Origin of the sequence: Mesorhizobium sp. M7A.F.Ca.US.007.01.2.1, assembly GCF_003998165.1 — a bacterium.
Taxonomy (GTDB): domain Bacteria; phylum Pseudomonadota; class Alphaproteobacteria; order Rhizobiales; family Rhizobiaceae; genus Mesorhizobium; species Mesorhizobium ciceri.
Genome location: NZ_RZQP01000148.1, coordinates 1 through 15,506, shown reverse-complemented (window position 1 = coordinate 15,506; position 15,506 = coordinate 1). Strand labels below are relative to the sequence as shown.

Here is a 15,506-nt window from a genome sequence, read left to right as displayed (position 1 = left end):
AGCGGCATATTCGGACGGTTCGCCCAGGCGCGACGGGAAGGGCACGGCGGCGCCCAGTGAATCCTGCACCTCTTGCGGCATGCCGGCCATCATCGGCGTCTTGAAGATGCCGGGAGCGATGGTGCAGACGCGGATGCCGGAACGGGCAAGGTCGCGCGCCACCGGCAGCGTCATGCCGACGACGCCGCCCTTGGACGCCGCATAGGCGGCCTGGCCGATCTGGCCATCATAGGCGGCAACCGAAGCGGTGTTGACAATGACGCCGCGCTCGCCGCCCGGCAGCGGCTCGAGCTTCGACGCGCGTTCGGCGACGAGGCGGATCATGTTGAACGTGCCGATCAGATTGACCTCGATCACCTTGCGGTACTGATCAAGCGGATGGGGACCATCCTTGCCGATCGTCTTCACGCCGATGGCGATGCCGGCGCAATTGATCAGGATACGCGGCTCGCCAAGCTTGGCGGCGACGTCGGCGAGGGCAGCAGTCCCACTGTCGGCGCTGCTGACGTCGCATTGGACGGCAATACCGCCGATCTCGGCCGCGACCTTGGCCGCGCGGTCAATACCGACATCGAAGATGGCGACGCGGGCTCCCTTGGTGGCCAGCGCGCGCGCCGTTGCCTCGCCAAGGCCGGAGCCGCCGCCGGTGACGATCGCGATCTGGCCGTTCGGGTTCATGACGTCATCCTTTGATCTCAGGAGCAGTGGACGGATCAGGCGCCAGATCGATGGGAAAGGTCAAGCCATCGCCGCGGTAGGATCGGTCACCCTGGCCTGATCGGCGTGGCAGACCTCGCCCAAGAGCCTGGCGACCGCGCCCGGCGCGATCTCGTGCGACAGCAGCCGGTCGAGGTCGACGGGGCGCGGCATCGAAATCTGGCCGCGCGGAATCCGCTTGAAACCGAGCGGCCCGTAATAGGGCTCGTCACCGACCAGCATGACGGCAGGTGCGCCGGCCCGGGCAGCGGCCTCGAGCGCGATCGCCACCAGCCGGCGGCCGATGCCGAGATTCTTGAAGGCCGGCCGCACGGCGAGCGGCCCGAGCATCAATGCGCGGCCGGCACCGGCGGCGATGCGGGTCATGCGCACCGAGGCGACGACGATGTCGCCATTGACGGCGACAAAGGACAGCGAGCGCTCGTGCCCTCCGGCCTCACGAATCTTGTAGGCGGCCAGCACAAAGCGGCCGGGCCCGAAGGCTTCGTCGTTGATGGCTTCGATCTCGGGGTCGTGCGCCGGGGTTTCCGGCAGGTATTTCACGTCGGCAAGGCTCATGGTCTGCGGTCCGGTACAAGGAGGAAAGGTTGCTGCAAACGGCAGCATTCGCCAGTCAGCGCTTCATCAAGCGCGGGCGCCCTTTCGTCGTCGGTCAAACCGGATCAAAGCAAAGTCGAACATGCGGATTGTCCGCTAGCACCAATTTCCCGCCGCTGCAATCGGCCGTTTCTGTCCGTCATTTCGGCCAAGTGACGGTCTGTTCAGCACCTGACGTCTTCGACAGGGCAGCCTTGCGCCTACATCAACCAACAGGACGCAAGGAGATTCGCATGGGATTGCTGGTCGAAGGAAGATGGCAGGACCGCTGGTACGATACGGCGGACAATGGTGGCAGGTTCGTGCGGGCGCAGTCGCAATGGCGCGATTGGATCACCGTTGACGGGGCGCCCGCCGAAGGCCGGACGCGCGGTTTCAAGGCCGAGCCCGGCCGCTATCACCTCTATGTCTCGCTTGCCTGTCCGTGGGCCCACCGGACGTTGATCTTTCGCGCGCTGAAGAAGCTGGAGGGCATCATATCGGTGTCCGTGGTGCATCATTTCATGGGCGCCAACGGCTGGACGTTCGTAGCTGAGGACGGCGCCACGGGCGACACGCTCTACGGCCTCGACTTCCTGCACCAGATCTATGCCAAGGCCGATCCCGCCTATTCGGGCAGGGTGACTGTGCCGGTGCTGTGGGACAAAAAGGAGCAGACCATCGTCTCCAACGAGTCTTCCGAAATCATCCGCATGCTGAATTCAACCTTCGATGAATGGGGCGACGCCAGCTTGGATTTCTATCCGAAGGCGTTGCGCGGCGAGATCGACCGCATCAATGCGCTGGTCTATCCCGCCATCAACAACGGCGTCTATCGCGCCGGCTTCGCCACCACGCAACGCGCCTATGAAGAGGCTTTCGGCGAGCTGTTTTCGGCGCTGGATACGTTGGAGGAGCGGCTGGCAAAACAGCGCTATCTCGTCGGTGGTCGTATCACCGAGGCCGACTGGCGGCTGTTCACCACGCTGGTGCGCTTCGATCCGGTTTATGTCGGCCATTTCAAATGCAATCTGCGCCGCATCGCCGACTACCCGAACCTGTCCAACTATCTGCGCGATCTCTATCAGGTCCCTGGCGTGGCCGGGACGGTGAACATGCATCACATCAAGGCTCATTATTACGGCAGCCACCAGACGATCAATCCGACGCGGATCGTGCCTGTCGGACCGGATCTCGATTATGCCGCACGGCATGACCGGGCGCGCTTCGAGAAAGCGGCGGCCTGATCTACCAGTAGGGCGAGGGCTGCTCGCCGTCAAAAACCTCGGCGATCCGGCGCAGCGTCGCCGGCGTCGTGCCCTGCGGCAAGCGGTCGAGCGGGAAGAAGCCGGCTTCGGCGATCTCGTGGTCCGGCAGCTTCGGCGCCGTCTGGCTGAAATGCTCGAGCAGATAAAAGCCGACATGGTCGCGGTGGCTGGAGCGGCGGTTGAAATGCATCGATTTGAGCACCGGCGGGGCGGTCAGAGCGATGTTGCCTTCCTCGGCCAGTTCACGGGCCAGCGCCTCGTTCATCGTCTCGCCGACTTCGACGCCGCCGCCGGGAAGCTGCCAGCCCGGTACATAAGTATGGCGAATAAGGAAGACGGATCTGGACGCTGTGTCGTGGATCAGGCCGCGCACGCCAAGCGTCATCGGCCTCCGCAGCACGAAATAGAGATGGAACAGCCTGGCCCTCAACCCTGGCCAGCCGGTCTGGCGGAAGGCATCTTCAGGGCTCGTCATTGATAGCGAAACCGTGGGTGGAAAGCCGCGCGCGGGTCGCCTATGAAGGTTGTATGTTCAGGCTCGCGCATATTTCCGATGTCCATCTGGGGCCGCTCCCCGATGTATCCTATCGCGATCTCGCCTCCAAGCGCGTGCTCGGCTATGTCAACTGGCAGCGCAACCGCCGCCGCCATATGCATGATGCGGTCATTGACACGATCGTCGCCGACATCAAGGCGAACACGCCTGATCACCTCGCCGTCACCGGCGACCTGGTCAATCTGGCGCTCGACGGCGAGATCGAGATGGCCAGGCACTGGCTGGAGACGCTGGGGCCGCCGCATGATGTTTCGGTCGTTCCGGGCAATCACGACGCCTATGTGCCGGGCGCCTTCGACAAGGTCTGCCGGTCCTGGGCGGCGTGGATGAGCGGCGACGGCGTCAACACGCCGGTCGACCGCAACGCCTTCCCCTATCTGCGTGTACGCGGCAATGTCGCGCTGATCGGCGTCTCGACGGCGCGCGCCACGGCACCCTTCATGGCCAATGGGTTTTTCATGGAAGGCCAGGGGGATAGGCTCGGCAAAATCCTCCAGGACACTGCCGGACAGGGGCTGTTCCGCGTCATCATGATCCATCATCCGCCGGTGCGCGGCGCGGTCCCGCAGCACAAGCGGCTGTTCGGCATCGCCCGCTTCAACAAGATCATTCGCCGCCATGGCGCCGACCTTGTGCTGCACGGCCATTCGCATCTGCCGTCGCTGTTCTTCATCGGCGGTCGAGGCGTCAGGATCCCGGCGGTCGGTGTCGCTGCCGCCGGCCAGGCGCCGGGTGGCAAGCACCCGGCGGCGCAGTATAATCTGTTCGACATCGACGGTGAAAAGGGAAACTGGCGGATCCGGCTGACACGGCGCGGCCTGACCGGGCCGTCCATACCGCCATCCGATCTGCAGACGGTGGAGCTTGGCGCCGAGGCCGCTATGGCCGCAAATTGACAACCATGGCCACGATGCGGTCCCAGAACAGGACGACCGACACCACAAGGCCGACCAGTGCGCCGGCAGCGACCAGGCCAAGCCCGGACAGAAGGGCCGACCAGCGTTTGCCGCGCTCCGTCGCGCGCAGCGGCGGTTCGGCTTCTGGCACATACGCACGTTTCAGGCCGGCGACGGCGGGTTCGACGCCGCCTTCCAGCATCCTCTGACGCTCGACGATGCGCTCGGCGACATAGCGCGTCACGGAATCGGCAACCGATTTCATCTCAGTGGATTCGGCAAGCACCACCCGGCCGATGCGGGTGTCCTTGAGGAAGCGATAGGTGCGGCGGTCGCGCCCCATGGCGACATGGCTGATGGCGTCGATCCACAGGCGCGGCTGCAAGCCCGACGAGACGACAAAGTCGAAATTGTCCATGTCCGCCGGAACATCGGCAAAAACCGGCGCCAGCTCGGCGGCAAGCAGATCGAGGCGCATGCGATGCGCCTCGCGCATGTCGACGACGACATCGTCGCGGTCGGCGAAGGCATTTTTGACATCACGGATGGCATCGGACAGTTTCTTCGACTGGTCGATGGTCTTCTCGCCTGCTTCCTTCATCGGCGTCTGCCTCGTGGGTTTGGTTAACACTGGGTTAACACAGCCGCCGGCAAAATGCACTGGCGAGATCGACGGCGTCGGGATGCTCAGGAGGGTCGTCGTGCGCGAAAAGGTCAGCTTGCTGCGGCGGCGAATTTCTGGCGGTGCGGCCTGGCGCGGCGGCTGGTGTTGCGGCGAATGATCTCGGCAACGAGGTCGGGTGCTTCCTCGGCCAGCATATGGCCCGCCTCCAGCACGTGGTGCACGTGAAAATGCGCCGGCAGGTCATCCGCCTGGGTAAAGGGCAGCACCGCATCGCTGGTTCCCCATGCCATCATTACCGGCATGTTCAGCCGATCGAGGCGATCGTGCGGGATGACGCCTTGCCGATCGTCCACGGTCATGGCGGCCGCGATCCCGACCAGCTTTTCGAGTTGGCCGGGTCGCCTGCGCATTTCCCAAAGGATGTCCACCGTATGTTCGAGCGGCAGGGCAGAAGGTCCCGACATCACGGAGAGGCAGGAGCGGATCTCGGACCGATCCGCGGCTTCGGCATAGCGGCGCAACAGCGGTCCATTGATTTCGGGGCCAAGGCCGCCCGGCGCCAGAAGCGTCAGCGAGGCTATCTTTTCGGGCTCGGCCAGCGCCATCAGCGCCGCCACGGCACCACCCATCGAGTGGCCCACGAGATGAACGCGCTTCAGCCGACGCTCCGAGAGGTCGGTCAGCACGGCCTTGGCCGCCACCCTGGCCGGACCGGCGGCGGGAAAGTCGAGCGACATCCCATGCCCAGGCAGATCATAGGCCAGCGTATGCGTGGAAGGCGTCAGGGCGGAAATCACCTCGCGCCATACATCGTGGCAGCCGCCGAAACCGTGCAGCAGGACGATGGCCTTCGAGCCAACACCCTCTTCGGCGGCAAAAAGTGATGCGGTCATGAAAGCTGATTTTTTGTTATTGCAGAATGCGCGACACCAATCGTGGCTGAATTGCTCCTAGTCCGACATGATGACCAGTAAAATTTTCGCGATTTGTACGGTTGTGTACAGAACTTGGGGATCAACCGGCATTCGGCGATCGGAGCGCAGTAAACCCATCGGGACACGGCGCAGCCAGTGCGCGGACGTCGATGATGTCAGCTCGGGCTGCCGAGCCCGGCAGCGCGCAGCGCCTGAACCAGCCGGTCGGTCAGGTCGGCCGGATATTTCCGCTCGACGAAAGTCGCCCGCGGATCGGCGGCAAATTTGGGGAACTCGGTGGTCAACTGTTTCAGCAGCGTGCTCACCAGATGGTCCTGTCCGGCAGCCTTGGCGCCGATCAGCCGTGCCGCCAGATAGTGTGATTTCGTTGCCGTCGTTCTCAGTGCCATGCTGGCCGCGACTGCCTTGTACGTGTCGCCGAGCATGAGCTCACCGACGAACAGCCCATAGTCCCACCATGTCGGGTGTCCGCTGAAGGTCTCCGCCGCATGATCGAGGATCGGCGTTCCCTCGGCGTATCGTCCGGCGAAGATCAGCCCGTAGCCGTAAGCGGCGGCCATGCCGAGATCGTAGGGGTTGAGTTCATAGGCCTTGCGCATCCAGCGGATTGATTCGTCCGTATTGCCGAGGCGCGAACTGACATAGCCGTAGGCGCGATGCGCATAAGGGCTGGTCGGACCCATCTGCACGCCGCGATGGGCAAACTCGACGGCTGTTTCAATCGTCGCGTTGGGCGGATAGGCGTAATGATCGGACACTGCCTCGAGATGCAGGGAAGCAAGTTCCGAATAGACGAGCGAGGACTTGGTTCCACCATTGGCCAGCTTCTCGAGGCAACGATAGGCCGCCTCATGGGTCCTGGCGTTCTGGTCGAGGTAATATTTGCCGTTGAGCAGCAGGCACTGCGTCAGACCGTTTGGCGTGCCGGTCTGCTCGATATAGTTGTAGATGGTGCCGGAGGCGGGGAGTGCCGAGCTCAGCATGTCGGCAATACGGTCTTCGACCGCCGCAGGTGCGCTGTCGGCAGGGGTGAGATTGCGCGATAGAAGCACCCGTCCGGACGCCATGCTTTGCAGTTCTATCGTGATATCGCCCGCGTCCGGTCCGGGCAGGATGTCGAATATGAAGCTCGCAGCGTCGTCGGCTGGATCGTTGACGGTGTCGCGGCCGATGAAGTCGATCGTATCGAAGCCACTCAGGCCGGCGCGCAGCGATGCGGCGACACGGCTGGCGTCGGGGCCGTCAGCCTTGAGTCCGATATAGACTTGCGGCAGGGCGTCAGCCCTTGCCGACGATGTGATGCTTGCGGTTGCGCCAGCGGTCTCCGGCGTTGCCGAGATGTCGCCGCCTGCCAGCAAGGCAGTGCTGCCCTGGCGAAGAATCAGTACGCCCAGCATGGCGATGACCAGCGCGATCGCCATCCAGAAAAAGCGGAGATGGCGCGCCACCGAGGGGGCAGGCGAAGTCGGTACGGAAGTCAGAGACATCGCCTCCGGCGTGCCCGTGCCGGCTTCGTTTGACCGATCGGCGGATGCGGCGCCGTCCAGCCTGAGTTCGGGAACAGCCTCGGCAATATCCGGCAGGCGGATCGCATTCGATTCATAGGCAGGAACATAGCCGCCGCGCGGAATGGCGATGCGGACCGGTTCGGCAATTCCCTCATTGGCGAAATAGTGCTGCAGAAGCTCGCGCAGCCTGCCTGCCTGCACCCGCACCACGGCATCGGTGGACGGGTCGAAATCGCCGTCCTTGCCGAAAACATCCATGGCAATGGAAAAGCCCTTGAGCCTGTCGGCTTCGCCGGCCTGTTCACGTTCGACAAGATAACGTAGCAGCTTGCGCGCGCGTTCGGATCGGCCGAACGTTTGGCTGGCAAGCAGTCGCTCCAGTGTCTCGCGCACTGCGGGGGCGGCAGGCGTGGCATGCTGCAAGTGTCGATCCTCTCGAAGTCGGCACAGGTTGAGGCGCGATCATATAGGTCCCGCACCACCACACAAGTATACACCCCATTATGCGATCACGTACCCACCGGATAATTCCGCGGTGGTTAACGGCCCGAAAGGTCGGAACCGATCACCAGATTGGGACGGTTCCGATCTTTGTTCCCGTTGGGCGTCAGCCGGCTTTTTTGCCGACGATACGGTTGGCGGCGGACATCACTGCTTCCAGCGAGGCGGCGACGATGTTGGTGTTGATGCCGGCGCCGAACAGCTTGCCGCCGGGATATTCCATCTCGACATAGGAAATGGCCGACGCGTTCGAGCCGCGCTGCATCGAGTGCTCGGAATAGTCGAGCACCGACATCTCGACACCGAGATGACGCGACAGCGCATCGACGAAGCCGTCGATCGGGCCGGTGCCTGTGCCCGATATCGTCAGTTCCTTGCCGTTGTCGAGGATGACCGCCTCGACGACGCGCCGGCCCTTGATCTCGGTGCTGGGATAGGTGTGGTGATCGAGGAATTTCAGCCGCGCGCCGGGCTGGTCGACATAGGTCTCGAGAAAGCGCTCGTAGATGCGCCTGGCCGGCACTTCCTTGCCCTCGGCATCGGTGATCGCCTGGATTTCCTGGCTGAACTCGATCTGCAGGTTGCGCGGCAAATTGAGGCCGTAATCGGCCTGCAGCACATAGGCGATGCCGCCCTTGCCGGACTGCGAATTGATGCGGATGATGGCTTCGTAGCTGCGTCCGACATCGGCCGGGTCGATCGGCAGATAGGGCACTTCCCACAGGCTCGTATTGGCCTTCTTCAGCGCCTTCATGCCCTTGTTGATGGCATCCTGGTGCGAACCGGAAAAGGCGGTGTAGACGAGTTCGCCGACATAGGGGTGGCGCTCGGGGATCTTCAACTGGTTCGAATATTCATAGACGTCCTTCATCCGGTTGATGTCCGAGCAGTCGATCAACGGATCGACACCTTGCGTGTACATGTTCAGCGCCAGCGTGACGATGTCGACATTGCCGGTGCGCTCGCCATTGCCGAACAGCGTGCCTTCGACACGGTCGGCGCCGGCCATCAGGCCGAGCTCGGTGGTGGCGATGCCGGTGCCGCGGTCATTGTGCGGATGCAGCGAGACCAGCAGGTTCTCCCGGTTGTCGAGGTTGCGGCACATCCACTCGATGCGATCGGCATAGATGTTGGGTGTCGACATCTCGACCGTCGAGGGCAGGTTGATGATCAGCTTGTTGTCAGCGGTCGGCCTGACGATCTCGGTGACGGCGTTGCAGATCTCCAGCGCCACTTCCAGCTCGGTGCCGGTAAAGCTTTCCGGCGAATACTCGAAACGAAAGCCTCCGCCGGCCTTGGCCGCCATGTCGGTGATCATCTTGGCGGCGTCGGTGGCGATCCGCTTGATGCCGCCGACGTCCTTCTCGAAGACGACGCGACGCTGCAGCTCGCTGGTCGAATTGTAGAAATGGACGATCGGGTTGGTGGCGCCCTTCAGCGCCTCGAAGGTGCGGGTGATCAGCTCCGGCCGGCACTGCACCAGCACCTGCAGCGAGACATCGGCGGGTACGTTGCCTTCCTCGATGCACCAGCGGGCAAAGTCGAAATCGGTCTGGGAGGCCGACGGGAAGCCGATCTCGATCTCCTTGAAGCCCATGTCGAGCAGCAGGCCGAACATGCGTGCCTTGCGCTCATGGCCCATAGGATCGATCAGCGCCTGGTTTCCGTCGCGCAGGTCGACCGAGCACCAGATCGGCGCCTTGTCGATAACCTTCGAGGGCCAGGTGCGATCGGTGAGACCGACGGTCGGATAGGGCTGATATTTGCGGGCTGCGTCGGGCATGCCTTTGGCCGAATCCGTGTCGGCTACCGCGGCATCGGAGCGGATCTCTTCTCGTGCGTTCATCGTCGTTTCTCCCGGCGGCTCATGGATCCACCTTCAGGTGGATTGATGGCGAGCGGCGCCTTTACCAGAATTTCGTTCGCTTGATGTGATTGCCAAGGAGCATGCGCTTGCGCGGCGGTTCGACCGCCGGGCGCTCCTTCAGCGAACCCGGCGATCGCCGATAAGGCCGAGAAGAAGCAGGGTCGAAGCCAGCGCGCGCACGGTCTCGCCGGAAAAACCGGTCGGACGGGAAGCGTTGCTGGCGCGCGTGTTCATGGCGGTTCTCTTACAGGAGCGGCTTGTGGGAGGCAAGTGGGCCGCGGGCCGTGTCGTAAGGACATGAGTTGTCCGGATTAGGTAGCACGTGAGTTGTCCGGTTATCGCCAGCGAATGGAGGCTGGGGATGAAGCGGGCCGCAGGCCGTGCAGGACAACGAATCCGGGTTAACGGGCTTCGGAGCCTTTGCCGGCGCGTTGGCCGACGAAGCGTCAAACGAAAAACCCGCCTGTGCGGCGGGTCACTGGCGCAAATCAGCACCATGGATGAAAATGTACCTTAGCTGAGGGCAGGGAGTCAAGAAAAAATTCCTATCATTAAAAAACTTTCGGCACAAAAGCTGCCAACACGCCGAACTGACTGCCGCCGCCAGGCCTTTGTTCAGCTGAGTTCGGCAGGCCGTGTCGTAAGCAGTCGTCCGGACTAGGCAGCAGATGAGTTGTCCGATTTGTCTGCCGGCTTATGGAGGCTGGATGAGACGGACGGCACCCCGACGCGCGTGCTCTTCCCCAGGCGCGGCAAATGGGCCAGACTTGGGCGACGGGTTGCGATGTCCAGTCGCCGGGAGGGGTCGTCCATGAATTTCGTGTTCTTCTCGCCGCATTTTCCCGCCAATGGCGCGGATTTCTGCGACCGTTTGAAGAAGGCCGGGGCCAGGGTGCTCGGTATCGGCGACGCGCCCTATGACGCGCTCGACGCAAAGCTGAAGGCGGCGCTCAGCGAGTACTACCGTGTCGCCGACATGGAGGACTATGATCCGGTGTTCCGGGCAATGGGGCATTTCATCCACAAGTGGGGCCGCATCGACCGCTTTGAATCGCTCAACGAACACTGGCTGGAGCTGGAAGCCAACATCCGCACCGATTTCAACATCTACGGCACCAAGCTCGATTTCGTGAAGAACCTGAAGCGCAAGAGCCGCATGCGTGCCTTCTTCCGCAAGAGCGGCGTCGACACCATCGCGCAACGCAAATGTTCCGACCGCGCCGGGGCCATGACCTTTATCCGGCGCGTTGGCTATCCGGTGGTGGTCAAGCCCGACAGCGGTTCCGGCGCATCGAACACCTTCAAGATCTCCAACGCCAAGGAGCTCGACCAGTTCTTCCGGGACAAGCCCGAGGACGTGACCTTCGTCATGGAGCAGTTCATCGAGGGGCTGGTGGTGACCTATGACGGGCTGGTCAACCGCGACGGCGAGGTGGTGCTGGCGGCCAGCCACCGCTACGACCAGAGCGTCATGGAGGTGGTCAACAAGGACCGCCACATGAGCTATACCTGCTTTCCCAGGATCAACCCGGCGGTCGAGGAGGCCGGTCGAAAGATCCTGAAAGCATTCGACGTGCGTGAACGCTTCTTCCACATCGAGCTGTTCGAGACCAAGGACGACCGTGTCATCGCGCTGGAGGTCAACATGCGCCCGCCCGGCGCCTGGATGACCGATGCGATCAACTATACGTTCGACATCGATGTCTATGCGGCGTGGGCCGACATGGTGGTCAGGGATGCCGCCGGCGGCCCTTACGAGGGCAAATATTTCACCGCCTATGCCAGCCGCAAGCGACGCCTCCACTATTTGCACAGCCATGAGGACGTGCTAGCCGCGCACCGCGACAAGATCGTCCACCATCAGGCCATCGAAGAGGTTTTCAGCCGCGCCATGGGAAATTACGCCTACCAGATGCGCTCGAAAGACGAAGCAGCGCTGCGCGAAGCGGTCGCGTACATCCACGCGGAAAAGGCGTGAGGCGATGGACATTTCCTATCATAAGAATTTCTCGAGCCAACTCGGCCGCGACATGGAATACAAGCGCTACGGCCATGCCGGCCGGCCGGTGGTGGTGTTTCCGACCTCGCAGGGCCGGTTCTACCAGTTCGAGGATTCCGGCGGGGTGGGCGCACTGGCCGAATTCATCGACACCGGCCGCATCCAGCTGTTCACGGTCGACGGCGTCGATTCGGAATCCTTCTTCGACAAGCATGCCGACGCGGCCCATCGCATTACCCGCCACGAGGCCTATTTCCGCTATGTGCGCGAGGAAGCGCTGCCGGACTTCCTGTCCACGGCCGAGCAGGCCAATGGCGGGCGCAAGCTGAAGCCGCTGTTCTCGGGCTGTTCGATGGGCGGCTATCACTCCTCGAACTTCGTCTTCCGCTTTCCCGAACTCGCCAGCGGCGTCATCGCGCTGTCGGGCGTCTATTCGGCGCGCGATTTTTTCGGCAGGGCGCTCGAGGGCGATATCTTCTACAACTCGCCGCTCGACTATCTGCCCGGCATCGTCGATCCCAAACTGCTGGCCCGGCTGAAGACGCTCAGGCTGATCTTCTGCTGCGGGCAGGGCGCCTGGGAAGAGCGGATGCTGGTCGAGACGCGCAGGTTGGAACAGATCCTGCGCGACAAATCCATTCCCGCCTGGGTCGATTACTGGGGCGGCGATGTCAGCCACGACTGGCCGTGGTGGCACAAGCAACTGGTCTATTTCTTCGGCCGTTGGCTGGATGAGGACCTGATGCACAGGCTGGATTGATAGGGAGGCCCGTCCGCTGACGGCTACCCTTCCTGGCATGCCGGCAGGGCGGTTTCGCGCTCCGAAGCCGATACGCGACGCAGGCCAAGGAAGACGACAAGGGCGGTGACGACGGTGATCGCCGCCAACACGATCAGCAGCCTGTCGAACGCCGTCTCGTAGGCCTGGACCAGAACAATGGCTCCGGCTTGGGGCAGATGTTGTGCTGCTTCGCCGAGATTGCCGGTCACCAGCAACTGGGCTGCCGCCGCTGCGTCCGTCGAAGATGCCATTCCTTGTGCGGCGAGCTGCGCGGCGGCAAAGCCGGAAAGCGTCGCCATGACGATCGCCAGCGCCACACCCTCGCAGGCGACGCGGGTGGTGTTGAAGATGCCGACCGCCATGCCGGCGCGCTCCCTTGGCACGACGCTGACCGCAAGCCCGTCCATCAATCCCCAGGGCAGAGCGATGCCGACGCCGATCAGCATCAGCGGCGCCATCAGCGCACTATCGACCGGTGGTGTCAGGCTCAGCCAGACAAGCCCGGCGGCAGCGACGAGCAGGCCGACGCCGCAGATGGTGGCCGGTGCGATCCAGCGCGCCAGCTGGCCGGCGAGCATCGGCAGGATCAGCAGCGGACCTGAGAGGCAGATCATCAATTGCCCGGCCTTGATCTCGTTCATCCCTTCGATGCCGATGAAACGGATCGGCAACAGGACGAGCAGGACGACGAAGGCGTAAGCGGGTGCCGCAGCCAGGAACTGGACGCCGACGAAGCGGGGGTAGGCAAACAGCGTGAGATCGAGCATCGGCCGTTGTGCTTGCCGCTCGACAACGACGAAGGCGACAAAACAGATGATAGAAGCGGCCAGAAGCGTGACGACGAGGGGATCAGCCCAGCCGCTCTGCGGCGCCTGGAGCACGCCATAGGTCAGCGACGCCAGCGCGATCGTGAAGGTGCCGGCTCCCGCCCAGTCGAGGCCCGTCGCATCCGGGTCGCGCGATTCCCTGATGGTGCGCAGGCCGAGCATGGCGGCGGCAATCGCGAGTGCCGCAACCAGAAGAAAGATCGACCGCCAGCCGAATGCGGAGATAAGCAGGCCCGACGCGATCGGGCCGAAGGCGAGGCCGATGCCGAAACTGGTGCCGAGGAAGCTGAAGGCGCGCAGCCGCAATGGCCCTTCGAATTCCTGGGCGAGTGCCGAGGCGCCGCCAGCGAAGGCGGCCGCACTGCCGATCCCCTGCACGGCCCGGAAGATGTCGAACCAGATGATGTCCGGCGCCAGCATCGCGCCCAGTGATGCCAGGATATAGAGGGAGAGGCCGACGAGGAAGAGGCGCTTGCGGCCGTGGTTGTCGGCCAGGGCGCCCGACGCCATCAGGGTGGCGCCGAAGGTCAGCATGAAGGCGTTGGTCACCCAGTTGAGCTCGATGGGACTGCCGCCGAGATCGGCCGCGATGCGCGACAGAGCGACGGCCGGACCGGTGAAGGTCAATGGCATCGTCATCGCGGCAAGGCACACGGACAAGAGCACGAGCCATCTCTCGGCAGAGCCGGTTGTGGTCCTGGAAGTCATGGATTTTCCTATCTGAAACAGCACTCGCCGGTGGGCCGCGCGATTGCGGAGCCGGTCGTGATGACAAGATAGGTCGTCGGCATTTCAGGAAGAATAGTGTTATATCTCCTGGTATATCGGACTGAAACGCTCGAATGGAATGACACGATGGATCGTCTCAACGGGCTCCTGGCCTTTGCCCGCACCGCCGAATTCGGCAGTTTCGTCGCTGCCGGACGGGCGCTTGGCATCTCGGCTTCCGCTGTCGGCAAAAGTGTCGCCCGGCTCGAGCAGGAACTCGGCGTGCGGCTCCTGCAGCGCAGCACGCGGCGCATTGGCCTGACGGAAGAGGGCAAGCTGTTCAACGAGCGGGTGCGCCGCATCCTCGACGACATCGACGATGCCGAGGCGATGCTGTCGCGGACACGGGAAACACCGCGTGGGCGGCTGCGCATATCCACCCCGATCGTCACCTATCATCTGTTGCTGCCGGTGTTGTCGGAGTTCATGGCCCGCTATCCCGAGATCGAGCTCGATATCGATTTCAACGACCGGATCGTCGACGTCATCGACGAGGGCATCGATGTCGCGATCCGCAGCGGCGAGCTGCCTGATTCGCGCCTCGTGTCGAGACCCGTTGCGCCCTTCCGCATGCTGCTGTGCGCGGCGCCCTCCTACCTCGAGCGCCATGGCACACCCGGCGAGCCGGCGGATCTCATCAGGCATTTCGGCATAAACTTCCGCTTCCTCAACAGCGGCAGGCTGCTGGAGTGGCCGTTCATAACCGGAAGCGCTGAACCGCAGATCCGCTCGATGCTGACCTGCAACAACATGGAAGCATTGAAGGGCGCCACGATCGCCGGCCTCGGCATCGCCTGCATGCCGGATTTCCTGGTGCGTGAGGCGCTGCACGAAGACAGGCTGCGTACCGTTCTCGACGGTCATGTCGACGGCCGTGGCCAGTTCCGGATGCTGTGGCCTTCCAACCGCCATTTGTCGCCGAAGGTGCGCGTGTTCGTCGATTTCCTTCCCGATCGCCTTGCGGCGCGCTAGGCGTTCATCGCATAATATGACAGTGATGGTCATGTTTGTGTGGAAGCGCTTGAGCGGCTGTGGCATGCCGCTGACCGCGGGGGCGCTGCGGCGCTTGCCCCGAACTGTTGCATAGGACTTGAATGATGGACCAATTGAGCGCGCAAACCCGGATCAGCGACGCGGCGATCAGGTCGGTGATGGACCGGCTGCGCGCCGAGCACAGCGAATTCGAGATCGACACCGGCGTCGCCGACCAATGGGAGCTTCGCCTCTATTATGGTTCGTTGAGCGCCACGCTCGATGATGAAAGCGTACTGATCCGCGTCGCGGCGTCCGACGAAACCTGCCTGTCCTACATGAAGATGACGGTTGCCGGCCATGTCGCCGAACATCTCGGCACGACCAGGGGCATTCATTGGCAAGGCGACGGCGTTGACGCCGGCACGCCGGTCTTCTTCCGCGAGATCACGGTGATGTCGTCGACGCGGATCTCGGCGCATATGCAGCGTCTGCGCTTCGCCGGTAAGGATCTCGGCCGGTTCAGCCATGGCGGCCTGCACATACGGCTGCTGCTGCCGCCGGCTGGCCGCCAGCCGCTCTGGCCGTCGATGGGCGCCGACGGCCTGATTGTCTGGCCTTCGGGCGACGATGCGCTTGCCGTGCGGGTCTACACGATCCGGGCGCTGGATGCCGCAAGCGGCTGGCTCGATGTCGATTTCGTGCTGCAC

General features: G+C 63.2%; 14 protein-coding genes. 6 read left to right on the top strand and 8 right to left on the bottom strand.

Features of this window, described 5'->3' with window-relative positions; all coding sequences use genetic code 11:
• Together EN949_RS23260 and EN949_RS23255 are read right to left on the bottom strand one after the other, a co-directional pair.
• Positions 1–678, bottom strand: a 678-nt coding sequence (locus tag EN949_RS23260; RefSeq protein WP_127371791.1) for an SDR family NAD(P)-dependent oxidoreductase, incomplete at its 3' end; no start/stop codon positions are given.
• A 60-nt stretch (positions 679–738) separates the two neighbouring features.
• The gene (locus EN949_RS23255) at positions 739–1,275 is read right to left on the bottom strand and encodes an N-acetyltransferase (RefSeq protein WP_013529917.1); all 537 of its coding nucleotides are present in this window, start codon (positions 1,273–1,275) and stop codon (positions 739–741) included.
• Between the two features lie 272 nt (positions 1,276–1,547).
• On the opposite strand from EN949_RS23255, the gene EN949_RS23250 reads away from it, so the two are divergent.
• Positions 1,548–2,540, top strand: a complete 993-nt coding sequence (locus tag EN949_RS23250; RefSeq protein WP_127367454.1) for a glutathione S-transferase family protein — start codon at positions 1,548–1,550, stop codon at positions 2,538–2,540.
• A gap of 1 nt (position 2,541) precedes the next feature.
• Here the strand turns inward: EN949_RS23250 and EN949_RS23245 are convergent, their stop codons facing one another.
• Positions 2,542–3,036 carry an NUDIX domain-containing protein gene (locus EN949_RS23245; RefSeq protein WP_013529919.1) on the bottom strand — a complete coding sequence of 165 codons (495 nt, stop codon included), beginning with the start codon at positions 3,034–3,036 and terminating at the stop codon, positions 2,542–2,544.
• A 53-nt stretch (positions 3,037–3,089) separates the two neighbouring features.
• Here EN949_RS23245 and EN949_RS23240 point away from each other — a divergent pair, with 53 nt between their 5' ends.
• Positions 3,090–4,013, top strand: coding sequence for a metallophosphoesterase (locus EN949_RS23240; RefSeq protein ID WP_013529920.1), 924 nt, complete (start codon positions 3,090–3,092; stop codon positions 4,011–4,013).
• Here the strand turns inward: EN949_RS23240 and EN949_RS23235 are convergent.
• The 4 genes from EN949_RS23235 to leuA form a co-directional block, all read right to left on the bottom strand.
• Positions 3,997–4,614: a hypothetical protein gene (locus EN949_RS23235; RefSeq protein ID WP_013529921.1), complete on the bottom strand. Its 618-nt coding sequence runs from the start codon at positions 4,612–4,614 to the stop codon at positions 3,997–3,999. The genes EN949_RS23240 and EN949_RS23235 overlap by 17 nt on opposite strands.
• 113 nt (positions 4,615–4,727) lie before the next feature.
• On the bottom strand, positions 4,728–5,531 hold the full coding sequence (locus EN949_RS23230) for an alpha/beta fold hydrolase (protein ID WP_127366572.1): 804 nt from the start codon (positions 5,529–5,531) through the stop codon (positions 4,728–4,730).
• A 197-nt stretch (positions 5,532–5,728) separates the two neighbouring features.
• Positions 5,729–7,504 (bottom strand): hypothetical protein, encoded by a 1,776-nt coding sequence (locus EN949_RS23225; RefSeq protein ID WP_127366571.1) that lies wholly within the window; start codon positions 7,502–7,504, stop codon positions 5,729–5,731.
• A 184-nt stretch (positions 7,505–7,688) separates the two neighbouring features.
• Positions 7,689–9,428: a 2-isopropylmalate synthase gene (gene leuA / locus EN949_RS23220; protein ID WP_032899463.1), complete on the bottom strand. Its 1,740-nt coding sequence runs from the start codon at positions 9,426–9,428 to the stop codon at positions 7,689–7,691.
• An 832-nt stretch (positions 9,429–10,260) separates the two neighbouring features.
• Here leuA and EN949_RS23210 point away from each other — a divergent pair.
• A complete protein-coding gene (locus EN949_RS23210; protein WP_024504514.1) occupies positions 10,261–11,427 on the top strand; it encodes an ATP-grasp domain-containing protein in 1,167 nt (388 codons plus the stop codon).
• 4 nt (positions 11,428–11,431) lie between these two features.
• Positions 11,432–12,208: an esterase family protein gene (locus tag EN949_RS23205; RefSeq protein ID WP_127371204.1), complete on the top strand. Its 777-nt coding sequence runs from the start codon at positions 11,432–11,434 to the stop codon at positions 12,206–12,208.
• 23 nt (positions 12,209–12,231) lie between these two features.
• On the opposite strand, the gene EN949_RS23200 is transcribed toward EN949_RS23205, so the two are convergent.
• On the bottom strand, positions 12,232–13,764 hold the full coding sequence (locus EN949_RS23200; protein ID WP_013529928.1) for an MFS transporter: 1,533 nt from the start codon (positions 13,762–13,764) through the stop codon (positions 12,232–12,234).
• Positions 13,765–13,911: 147 nt separating this feature from the next.
• On the opposite strand from EN949_RS23200, the gene EN949_RS23195 reads away from it, so the two are divergent.
• Positions 13,912–14,796 (top strand): LysR family transcriptional regulator, encoded by an 885-nt coding sequence (locus tag EN949_RS23195; RefSeq protein WP_064994481.1) that lies wholly within the window; start codon positions 13,912–13,914, stop codon positions 14,794–14,796.
• Positions 14,797–14,921: 125 nt separating this feature from the next.
• A partial coding sequence (locus tag EN949_RS23190) for a siderophore-interacting protein (RefSeq protein ID WP_206534964.1) occupies positions 14,922–15,506 on the top strand: 585 nt, incomplete at its 3' end.